The organism is Bacteroidota bacterium (assembly GCA_018266835.1).
Classification (GTDB): domain Bacteria; phylum Bacteroidota; class Ignavibacteria; order Tepidaquicellales; family Tepidaquicellaceae; genus JAFDZO01.
Genome location: JAFDZP010000005.1, coordinates 28955 through 41224 on the forward strand (window position 1 = coordinate 28955; position 12270 = coordinate 41224).

The 12270-nt window shown below is 36.8% G+C and carries 8 protein-coding genes; all 8 read right to left on the bottom strand.

Translation table 11 applies throughout. The features are described 5' to 3' along the window. Positions 1–16 precede the first annotated feature (16 nt). Positions 17–1000: a PorV/PorQ family protein gene (locus JST55_13100; protein ID MBS1494445.1), complete on the bottom strand. Its 984-nt coding sequence runs from the start codon at positions 998–1000 to the stop codon at positions 17–19. A 41-nt stretch (positions 1001–1041) separates the two neighbouring features. Then, complete coding sequence (locus JST55_13105) at positions 1042–1737, bottom strand: carbonic anhydrase (GenBank protein ID MBS1494446.1); 696 nt, start codon at positions 1735–1737, stop codon at positions 1042–1044. A gap of 72 nt (positions 1738–1809) precedes the next feature. Beyond that, a complete protein-coding gene (locus tag JST55_13110; protein MBS1494447.1) occupies positions 1810–2409 on the bottom strand; it encodes a carbonic anhydrase in 600 nt (199 codons plus the stop codon). Positions 2410–2486: 77 nt separating this feature from the next. Beyond that, the gene (locus tag JST55_13115) at positions 2487–5300 is read right to left on the bottom strand and encodes a TonB-dependent receptor (protein MBS1494448.1); all 2814 of its coding nucleotides are present in this window, start codon (positions 5298–5300) and stop codon (positions 2487–2489) included. Between the two features lie 27 nt (positions 5301–5327). Next, positions 5328–6674, bottom strand: coding sequence for a hypothetical protein (locus tag JST55_13120; GenBank protein MBS1494449.1), 1347 nt, complete (start codon positions 6672–6674; stop codon positions 5328–5330). A 67-nt stretch (positions 6675–6741) separates the two neighbouring features. Next, positions 6742–7812 (bottom strand): T9SS type A sorting domain-containing protein, encoded by a 1071-nt coding sequence (locus JST55_13125; protein MBS1494450.1) that lies wholly within the window; start codon positions 7810–7812, stop codon positions 6742–6744. A gap of 1247 nt (positions 7813–9059) precedes the next feature. After that, positions 9060–11120, bottom strand: coding sequence for a hypothetical protein (locus tag JST55_13130; GenBank protein ID MBS1494451.1), 2061 nt, complete (start codon positions 11118–11120; stop codon positions 9060–9062). 168 nt (positions 11121–11288) lie between these two features. Further along, positions 11289–12155, bottom strand: coding sequence for a T9SS type A sorting domain-containing protein (locus JST55_13135; protein ID MBS1494452.1), 867 nt, complete (start codon positions 12153–12155; stop codon positions 11289–11291). Positions 12156–12270: the final 115 nt, after the last annotated feature.

A 12270-nucleotide genomic window follows, 5' to 3' on the forward strand; every position in this document is an offset into this window, starting at 1 on the left:
ATTATATTCTAATGTATTATTTCCTTGCAAACATAACGTTTAAGGAAAGTCTTTGAGCAAAGCCCAATTCTTTGTAATTTGAAAGAGCGTAATCCAGATTTAACATCGCAAAAGTAAGCGGAAGTCTTAATCCTGCTCCTACTGAAAAATTCTCAGCATCAACATTTATTTTGTAACCGCCTCTGAGGAAAAGATATTCTTTAAAGGCGTACTCTGCGCCAAAGTTTAAATATTCAGCGTTGTCGTTCGGGCTGTTTAACTGAATTGATGTAGTCAAACGATTCTTTTCATTTAAAACCGGCTCAAGTGCAAATCCGATCTTAAAAATTGTAGGTGGAGGAAACTGCTGGAAAGTATTAGCAGTTCTATCGCCAATTAATTGAACCGAACCGGTTGGCTTGACCTGGCTTCCGAAGTTTGAAATTACTACAGAGAATCTTGAGGTACCAAGCCCGGTCTTGTAGTAAGTTCCTAAATCACCAAGGACGCTTCTCATTTTTACTTCACCCAAAGTTTCTTCAACATATTTTATGGTTGCTCCAAATGAGAATTGTTCAGTCATTTGTCTTGCAAAAGATAATCCGATAGCCATATCGGAGAATCTGAAATAAGCCCCTGTTCCGATAGGCTGAAGCTCTGTAGTAACTTTCATATCTTCAGTTCTTAATGAAGTTACGCTCAGACCAACTGCGTTATTACCGCCGAAGTGATAAACACCGCCTGCGTATTCAAGTCTGGTGTCCACAAACCATTCAGTATGTGAAACGGTAATTCCGTTTTCTTTGAATAATACTAATCCTGCGGGGTTATAATATAAAGAAGAGATATCGTTCGATACAGCTACGAAACTTTCACCCATGCCAGCGCTTCTTGCTCCGTTTCCTATCTTTAAGAATTGCAGTGATGCAGTTCCTGTTCTTTGCCCGCCAAGGTTCGGGAGCAATTGAGAATATGAAGTAGAGAAAATAAGAAGAAAAACTAATGTATAAAATACTTTCATTAAATTATTTTTTATTCTATCAGACTATTAATCTGAATATTTTATTCATAAAATGTTACTTTACCTGTGGCAATATCATACATACCGCCGACAATAATAATTTCACCTTTTTCAACCATTTCTTTTAAAACTTGGCTTCTATCAGTTATATTTTTTATTGCCAGAAGTACATTTTCTTTTGCCACTTTTGCAACAAACTCATAATTCTTAGATGTTCTATCTGAATTATCAGTTGTGACTGCATCAACGGCAGGTTTAATTTTACTTAAAAGAGCAGTAAGGTTACCCATTTTGGCATCGTCAACTGCACCTTTAACTGCGCCGCAATCTGTGTGTCCCAGTACTAAGATTATTTTTGCACCCACAATTTTAGATGCAAACTCTAAACTTCCAAGAACATCTTCATCAACAACATTTCCCGCAATTCTTGCATTAAATATATCTCCAATCCCCTGGTCAAACACAAATTCTGCAGGAGATCTTGAGTCAATGCAGCTTAAAACAGTTCCAAACGGATACTGACCCTTTGAGGTCTGTTTAACCTGGTCGCTTAAATTTCGGTTCAAAATTTTTCCCGAGACAAATCTCTCATTGCCATCTTTTAACATTTGTAAAGCTTCCTTAGGAGTCATTTTACTCTGTGACTCTTTAGTCTGTGTAACGTAATCCTGAGAATAGCAATTTATGTATAAAAAAGAGATTACCAGTATAACAAGAAGGTTTTTAAACGTTTTCATTGATTTTATGATAAGATTAAGTTGTGGTTTAACTTTTTAGGTACATAAATTTTCTCCATTTGGTGATACTCTCTATTCATAAAATGTTACTTTACCTGTTGCAACATCATACATTGAACCGACTAACATGATTTCACCTTCATCTAACATCTCTTTCAGTATCGGACTGTTACTTCGTATATATTTAAGTGCCCGCATTACGTTCTCCTTTGACACTTTTTCTACGAACTCGTCGTTATCTGAATTTCTCTTTCCTTCTTCAAAAGGAACTGCATTTACTGCCGGCATTATTTTTTCCAGCAGTGAAGTCAAGTTTCCCAGTTTCACATTATCACAGGCGCCTCTTATTGCGCCGCAGTTAGTATGTCCCATAACAAGTATGAGCTTTGAACCGGTTACTTTGCAGGCAAACTCCATAGAGCCTAAAACATCTTCATCTACTATGTTGCCCGCTATTCTTACATTGAATATATCCCCTATTCCTACATCAAAAATAATTTCTGACGGTGAACGGGAATCCATACAACTCAGAATAATGGCAAAAGGATATTGACCTTTTGAAGTTTCCTGAACCTGTGCCTGATAATCTTTATGTGTGCTTTTACCTTCAACAAACCTTACGTTGCCTTCTTTCAGTTTTTGCAAAGCTACTTGCGGAGATTTATATGGCAATGTTTATTTTTTAAATTAAAAAGAATACAAGTTTCTGACCTAACAGGTAAAATAAAGAACGTATGAAATTCCTTATATTAGAATTTCATTGATACACCAAACTTAATCTGTCTTGGTGTTGAAAATCTTGCCGGATTATATGGATATGGATCTATTGGTGCCTGTAAATCCGGATATAATGGATCGTTATATGAATTTGGTGTCGGATCGCCGTATTGATAAGCTCTTCCTGTAACCGGATTAATAATTGCTGAATTCTGATTATCAAGAAGATTTGTTATCGATACATTAGCAGTAAAGTTTACTCCCTGCCATATAAAATATTTTTCGATATCTAAATCAATATTGAACCAGTTATCAGCTACTTCACCGTTTACATTGTTATAGTCAGGTGTATATTCAGGTCTTCCGCCGTCTAAGTAACCGGTTAGAATTTGCTGAGTATATCTTTTTCCTGCCTGCATCGAAATTCTTGTCTTAAAAGAAATATCATCAAGAATGTTTCTTCCGAAGCCGAATATTCCTTTGCCTTTTCTTGCATTGAAATACAAGTTAGCGCTTGCCTGGAATGGTCTATCCCAGTTAAGATAAACTTCTGAAATAGATTCCTGAGCGCCTCGGGTTACAACTAAGTAACCTGCATCGGATGTTGAGCTTTTTCCTGTTGCAACTGAATATGTGAAGTTAAATCTTCCGTTGAACCAGTCGCCGAATCTTTTTTGGTATTCAATTTCAATACCGCGGGTTCGAGCGTAATCCTGATTGAAATATGTAATAAAGCTCTGTCCTATTAATCTGCCGCTGTTGATACTGATGCTTCTTGTCGCAACGTAATCATAAATATTTTTATAGTAAGCTGTTACCGTAAGAACGTCATTCATAGAGAATTGATTTCTGATACCAAGCTCATATGAAACTGTCGTCTCAGGATTCAAATCAGGATTTCCGAATTTCTGGAATGTTGATTTTGCACTCTGCGGACTTAACTTAGCATATACGAACTGCGGTTTTGGTCTCTTGCTGAAGTGACCATATGAGAAAAACAATGTCTGATTATTTGTAATAGGGTGAGAAATACCAATTCTCGGTGAAAGTCTTCCCTTCCATCTTCTTCCGAATAAATTGTATGTATCTTCTTCGTATTTTAATCTTGTAGCATCGGGAATTGTAGCAACATTAGGATCGTTAATAGCATCATCAACATATTTACCAGGGAACCAGTAATCAAATCTTAATCCGTAATTTAAAATCATCCCTTTAAATGTGATACTGTGCTGAGCATAGATATCACCGAAAGCAGGATAAACTTTATATACGTCGTTGTTTAAACCTAAAGGCTTTATCCAGGGCTGATAAATATCAATCAGCTGCATTTCCTGGAAGCTGGATTCGATACCAGCTTTGAATTTACTCTTAGGGTTGAAGTTATGTGTTAAATCAATTTTAGCAGAATACTCTTCTACATAGTGGTCATGCCATGTGTAAGGATTTCCTGTATCATAGAATCCGTCTCCCGGAATAATTCCTGTATGAGTACTATCAATAGGATAATAAACAAAAGGAGGTTTTACCAGGTCAAGAGGCTCTGTATACTGGTCCCAGTTTCTTCCGTTAGCATCAACTCTTAAATTTACATAAAATTTATTGAGTTTAATTTCATAGAAAGTGGTAGGGCTTGTTGTATGAGTCCAGGAGAGTGTATTGATTATAGCATTATTGCTGTATGTATTTGCATTATCTAAAATTTCCTGGAAGTTATACTGATAACCCGGTGAAGGCTCTACATACTCTAAGTTAGACTGGAGTGATGTGGAGTTCTGATTTATAGAAACTGACTGATTGAATGAATATGAAAGCTTCATAGTTGGTGTAAACTTCCATGTCAATTTACCAAGCCAGTACCAGTTATTATCATTTCTTGGTGCAAAACGGCTTCCTCCGAATATTGAAGAGTAAAGCTGAGTTGCTTTTTTGCCGCCGTTCTTATTTACATAATAACCGTCGGAAAGTCCCATAAAGAAATTTCCGAAGAATGTAATTTCTCCCGGAGGTTTTATTTTTAAGGCTTTAAATAGATATTTTGTAATAGGTTCAGGACCGCTTAAGTTAGCTTCAAGAATATCAGTATTGAAACTGCTTCCTGAGTTAAGGTTAGTTCCGCCGAAGTTATCTCTTTTATATGATAAGTAGAAATTGAATTCGTCGTAATGTCCGTCTTTTGTTTTTGCGTTAACAACACCGGAAGTTGCCTGCCCGTATTCGGCGTTGTATCCGCCTGTGATAACTTCAACCTCTTCTAATGAATTAGCTGACATTTGTAAGCCGAAGCCTGTGCCGGAAAGCGGATCCTGTACTGAAACTCCGTCCAGAAGTACTGCATTATCCGATGAGCGGCCGCCCCGAATATAAATTGAGTTATCATCAGTAACAACACCTGCCTGCTGAGTAACGATATCAGTCAGACTGGTAACAATGCTCTTCGAAATTTCATCTGAAGAAACAATGTGCTTACTGTCCGTCTGTTCGATATCAAGCAAAGGCCTGTCGCCGATAACTTCAATGGTCTGGTCAACAGTGAATGAAGATGACTTAAGAACAACATTAAATTCTTTGTTTTCACCTTCTTTGACTTCGAAATTTGTGTACTCAACGGTTCTGAAACCTTCTGCATCAACCTGAAAAGAGAATGTTCCCGGAGTAATGTTTTCAATTCTGTAAGACCCGTCTGCTTCAGTAACTGCCCCAAAGTATGTACCCTTTAGCTTTACAACTGCCGCAATAACCGGACTTTTAGTAGAATCAGTAACAACACCGAAAACTACTCCGTTAGTCTGAGAGTAAATTTCACCGCTGAGAAATAAAATACAAATAAGTAATAAAATTCTTTTCATTTATAACTTTCAATTTAGTTATAAGGATTAATTCAAACCGAATTCACCGAATAAAATCTTTTGGAATAATAGTTTATTATTGGCTGCATTGCCGTTTAATACATACAAAGGAATATCACAATAAACAATTTTGGGATTCGTTGCATTATCCTTAATCATGAATTTGTTTTCACCGACACATCCTGAAGCAGTTGTGTAGCTGTAAAGCGGAACAACTGTTCCGGAGAAATAAATATTTCTTAAATTCTGCACAAATGCCGACGCTGTAAGAGTCGGATAACCTGCCTGCAACCCGTTATACTGATTACCGGAGCCGATAATTGCAACCGCACATCCTGATATACTATCAATCTGCGCGAAGTTATCAACTTGTCCGTTCGGATTTGTATTTGTTACAAAACCGGATGAGAAAATAACTTTACCGCCTGCCTGTTTATAGAACGGAAGTGAAGCCTGAGCTAATGTGAAGTTAGCCACATTACCTGAATTACCCTGTCCGCCTGACCAGATTACAACTTTAAATAATTTGAGTGTTTCTACGAACATCGGATTCACAATTTTAGGAGTGAGCTTTCCGCCGTATGATTTTATATCAAGTACATCGTATTTCACCGTATCCAATGCATTTGCATAGTAAGAATATGCCTGGCCTAAATCCGGAGTATCCATAATTAAAAGAGTACGCGCAGTATTTTTCTTTACATAAAAGGTTCTGCCGCTATCAGGAAGTACAGAAGTATTGCTATATGCTCCTGCATTATCTCTGGCTCTGATAAAAATTCTGTTATTTCCGTTTAAGGTAAGACCACTATCTGCAGTTAATGTCATTTGGGATAAATTACCTGCAATAGGTTTGTAATTATTAGTATCGTTTATAGAATAGTATATATTTTTTATAGTATTGTTACCGTCCGGATCATTAGCATTCCATATAACCGTAACTACAGGAAATACTGTATCCGGTACAGCATAGTTATAATTGAACGCTATTGTCGGCGCTGAATTATATACCGGGTATAAATTTGAAGCAGGAGTAGGATCTATAAGACCCTTATCATCAACTGCCGCTACATAAAATCTGAAAGTAGAATCAGTACCTGCGATGCTTAAAAGAAATGTACTGTCCTGCTTTGTAGTAAAGCCCCAATTGATTCCATCGAATGAAATTCTGTAGCCGACAACAAAACCCTGAGGTGAATCACCCCACCAGCTGATTTTTTTCGATGTTGAACCGGGAGCAATAGTGCTGTCCGGGAATAAAGTTAAATGAGTATCGGGCGGAAGATTTGCTACCGGAGAATTTGCCGGGTCGCTGCACGACATCATATAAACCGAAGCAAAAATCGAAACGAGTATTAGTAAATATTTTGTCAAATCTTTATATCACTTAAATTTAGGGGCGTAAAAAATACGCCCCTTATTAGAATATGAAATTTATTTTTTATTTTACAAGAACCATTCTCTTTGTATTTACAAATTGAACTCCCTTATCACCGTTTACCTGAATTCTGTAGAAATAAATTCCGCTTGATAATTCAGATGCATTGAAATCATATGAATAGAAACCTGCGTTCATTTGATTATTCACAAGTGATTTAACTTCCCTGCCCAGCATGTCAAATATCTGCAATGTTACAAATCCGTTTGACGGAATGCTGAATTTGATTGTTGTTGTAGGGTTGAACGGATTCGGGTAGTTCTGGAATAACTGATATGAAGAAACAACTTCATTCAGGTTCTTAATACCGATTGGTGTTAATACACCGAAATCTGTATCTCTTCTTGGAACAAGTTTCCAGTTACTGAACGAATAGAATAAAATTCCCTGATAGAAAGTTTCCTCATCATACTTTGTTAACAAAATATAAGGAGAGTTAACTTGTGCAGGGTTCCATCCGTTTCTGTAATGATGATTACCGTCTTGTAATTCAATTCTTGCTTCAATATTTGAATTATCTTTTACGAGAATTTCACCAAAATTTCTTCTGAATGCTGTATCCTGAAGCGGTTCCTGTGAAGTACATGAAATACCTTGTGCTGCGTTAATACATGTAATACTTGATGTAGTATTTATTCTGATAAATACGCTTTCCCATGGTTCAACAGTTGGGTCGCCGTCAGGTTTATTATTTGCAAATACGGATGTTGAAAGGTTTTCAGCAGTCGGTAAAGGTTGGTTTGTTCCTAATACAACCACATCTGAAGCTGAAGAAGTATTTATTCTCGTTACACCAAAGTTTTCTTCAACTGTACCTTTTACTCTTACTCTGTCGCCTCTGTGTAAAGTATTTGTAGGTGTTCCGAAAATCCAGATACCTGAATACTGACCTTGACCGTTTTGAATTATTACACGTGCCGGAGATGTTTGTGTTCCGCCAGCTCCGCTGTAACTGAAGTTTTGAATATCACTTGTATCTGCTGTAACTATACCCTCAATACCTCTCACTGAAGCGTTTTCAAAACCTGAACGTCCGCTTCTGTTCGGACAATACTGAACGTCCTGAACACTCATAGAATCTGATGATCTTGTTACATAGAATAATTTTGATAATGATGTATCTGATGGTAATAATTTTACACCGCCTGAATTATCTTCTGCTCTCATAAAATACTCAACTAAAGTACCGTTAGCTGTAGTTGGTAATGATGCAGAGTAAATGTTTCCTGTTACTACAGGCATATTCACATTATTGAATGCGCCGCCGTTAGTTCTCCAGAATAATTTTACTGTAGAAACAGTTAACGGATTTAAAGCAGGATCGACCGCTGTAACGGTAATTACAGGACTATCTGATGGAGTTGGAACTCCCGGTGCTCTTGTTGGTGCTGATAATGTCGGAGGTGCGTTACCTACACTCATATCATTTGGATAAATCGGAACCAAAGCGTATGGTAATGTTGTACCGAATACACCTTCATTATTAGCATTAATTATAACACCTCTGATGTAGTTAATTGCAGTTCCTGCAGGTGGAGGTGTCCATCCCGGTACCAGTGTGTCTCCTGATGGAGATCTCGAATAGAAATTTGAAAAGTCTCTGATGTACATTAGATTTCCGTTCTCATCAATGATTGAGAATGGCTGTCTGTTTGCTAAACCTGCGCCGGCAGTAACGTTTCTGAATTCAACATACATACCTTCATATTTTTCACCATTAACGAAGTTAATGGTGCTTGTACCTGATCCGGGAACGCCTGTACCGAAATCTGTAATGTTAACAGGTTTAGGTGTAGGTCTTTTTCCTGAACTTTGTAGAATATCAATTTGTAACGGAGAAGAAAGTGTATCAATTTGTAATTGTGTTAACCATCCTGTGTATGCAGGTGTTGGTGAACCTGTTCCCCAGAATTCCTGAACATATCCTTTTACTCTGATAACTGCACCTGTGTCTATTAAATCTAAAGCTGTCTGAGGACCTCTTGTAGCTTGTCTTAATGTAATACCACCAAAAAGACCGCTTGCCGTATCCTGAATATAACACTGCCAGCTTGTTGAGCCTCTTAATAATGTTCTGAAATCATTGTTTGCAGGTGAAACTCTCGGCGGAGCAACAACTCTACCAACAATTGTAACTGAGTCACCTAATATATTTGACCGGTCTCTACCTATAGCCAGCGAGTCGGTTTGCTTGGACTGGATTTCTTGTATAGTAACTGCTCTGAACGGGGGGAGTAAACTGAATCCCAGAGAGTAAGCAATGTAAACTATCACTAATACAAGCGGAATGTACTTTAGCATTTTTTTCATAATGATGAATTTTATTTAACGATTAAAAATTTACCTTTTTTAACTTTTCCGGTTACCTGGTCCTTAACCGTGAATATATATAACCCTGAAGCTATTGCCTGCTCGCTCTTGGATATTAAATCCCAGGCATGTTCACCGCCGGCGAACTTCTGTGTACCATTTGAATATGTTTTAAACCATTCAATATCTGTTCCGTTATAAGTAGCAGCATCATGAGAGAATTTATCAACTAAATCCCCTGCTAAAGTCCAGATAGAAATATCGCACTTTGAAGGAAGATTATAGAAATAAATTTTTCTTAATACTTCTGTTTTTACTCCGGTTCCATCCCAATAAGCGCTGCTGTAGTAAGGATTTGGATATACTCCAATCTCGGCATCTTCATTATTATTTGCAGGTGTACCTACTATAATTCTTTGTGTATTTGCAAGCAAAGAACTTTCTAACGAACCTAACTGCTGGGCAGAATCACCTTTATCGTACGCTGTTATTGAATAAATATACTGGAAACCGTTCAACTGATTAGTGAAATCGAATTTATACCAGTATTTAGTGGTATCTCCGTCAAAAAGAACCGGTGTATTTAATTTTACAAATCCGAAACCGGTATTATTAAAATATCTGTTACCTGCAGAATCAAAATCAGCAATCAGCTTAAGCTGGCTGGTTAAATCGGTATTCAATCCTAATTCGGAGCCGGGATTAGTTCTGTATAATCTATAACCTTCAAAATCTTTTTTTCCTGAAATAGGGTCAACTGAATACTCTGCATTAGCAGACCAGTATAAAGTCACTTTTTGGTTTTCAATTATTGCTTTTGTCTTTGGAATATCAGGAGGTGCAGGAAGTTTATAACCGTTATCATATGCTCTCTGAGCCCAGCCCGCACTGACATATAAATTTGTTTTCTGATAAGATGAATCGTAAGTTGCAGGGTCTGTTCCATATTTCTTGGCACAAATAACTGCAGTAACAAAATTTAATGTGTCCTGAAGATATCTTAATGAATACTTGCTTCCGTCAGGATTTCTGAACGGCCCGTATGAAATCAATGCTACTCTGTTATTCGGAGATAATCTTACATTATTAAGTCTTTCAGTATTCATAGTATCGGTACCTCTTAAATATCCGTGCATTTTCTGATATCTTCCCGCAACTACAGGGTCGTTATCTAATGTAGGTGAGAAATAATATAAGTCAGTTGTATTTTTAAACTGCCATACTGTCCAGTGAGTTCTTTTCTGAACTGATTCAAAACTTGGCTTAGGATTTACGCCAAGTAATTTAATAGCAGCATAGTTATCCGTGAAACCAACGTCTCCACTGTAATCATATGCATAAGTCATATTCAAACTGTCAACAAATCCGTTTGCACCTTTATTATAGAATGATGTTCCTCCGGGAGGTGTAATATTTGTGTTTCTTACAACACAATCGTGCCATAAGCCGACAAACAAACTATCAATTGGAGATGTATCTGTTCCTTTACCGATATTTATAATTTTATAATTAAGGATTACCCAGTTATTAGCAAAGTTAAGATTGTAAGCATAGGTTTGCAGTAATACTTTTACGCCAAGCGGAGTATGATTAACAATCGGAATTCCTCCTGGTGTTAAACTTGTATCTGTAAATTCTGTTACGAAGTCCTGATGTGAAATTGCATTTGCTGAGTAAACAGGTGATGTCTGAAGTGAGGAACGTTCTAATATTGTTCCGTCAGGAGCGTTACTGAACTCAAAGCCCTCGGTTCTGTTCGCTGTAGATACGTCGATTGCTCCTGTTGTAACTGAAGTCTGGCCGCTTTTTACGCCGCCAATCCATAAGCCCGATAAAAACATATTTTCAATACCTGAACCTATAGGATACTGACATGACGGTTGAGCCGGAAAATTGGCAAATCCGTTTCCTATGGTACCATAGTTAGTAACTGTCAGTGCAATATTACCGATGTTTGTGTATTTATTATTAATATCATCTTCTATGTGATAAATTCTATAAGATGCGGCATCAATGAAGAACAAACAGGTAATTGAAAGTAAAACAAGTCGTAGAGTTTTCTTAATGTTCAAGAGTTAAATTTTATTAAGAGAAAATTATCTTAGGTTTATTAAAATAATATAAAGAAACTTATATATTAAAGGTTAAAATAAATATTTTTTGGTTATTTAAAAAAGAAATTGTGCAACAAAAAACCCGATCCCGCTTTAGCGGGACCGGGCTTTTTACCTATGAAAAAATTATTTTATCAGCATCATTTTTTTCACTTCGCTGAAACCGTTAGCCTCAAGCTTGTAAAAATAAACTCCGCTGTTTAGATTAAGTTTAGCTGCATCGAAGTTTAAGCTGTAATTTCCGATGCTGTAATTTTTATTATTTATAAGTGAACTTACTTCCTTTCCGTTCAAATCAAAAACTTTAAGAGTTACTAATGATGCTTTATCCAAAGTAAAACTTATCTTTGTATTCGGATTAAACGGGTTAGGATAGTTTTGTTCAAGCGTGAAGTTTTTTACAACTTCAGACGGATCATTTATCCCGGTTGAAGTAATACTGACTAGTCTGTTATTTGCAAAATTCCATTTATCATCATGAGGGTCGAAGTCAACTATTACCGAGTTCCCGTTTGCATAAAGTGTATCTACTAAATTTGGTACATTCGGAGCAATGTATCTGAATGTAAATGTAATTGTATCCAGTAATGAAGGTTTAGGCATAGTATGAGTCAGTTCATTTTTACGAACCGAATCTGCTGTACCACCATAATAAACATTTTCTTTTATCTGAACAAATGGGTCCAGCGGCGATGTAGTTAATTTCCCGTAATATGAGGCAATGTTGCATCCGCCTGCGCTATCAGGTCCGCCGGTAATTTTTAATTTAAAAGTTGCAGTGTCCCCTGCTCTTACACTTGTAGGTCCAAAGAATAAAACTTTAACCTCAGGTGCAGGCTGTGTTTCGTTATGACAGATACATCCTTTGTCAAAACTGTTCGTGCCGGGCCTTTTAGTTGTGTCAAAAATGCCGTCGGGAAATGCTGTTAAATTAATGTAGAGAATTGAAATGAATCCTATCGCCAGAATTGAAATGGTGAATTTTCGTAACATTGAGGATTATCTTTTTAGTTTTATATAATTTAGTCTTATGCTTTGAAACATTCAATTTATTTTGCAGTATCTTCTTGATTACTTTTTATATCATTTAAGATTAAAATCTCTACTT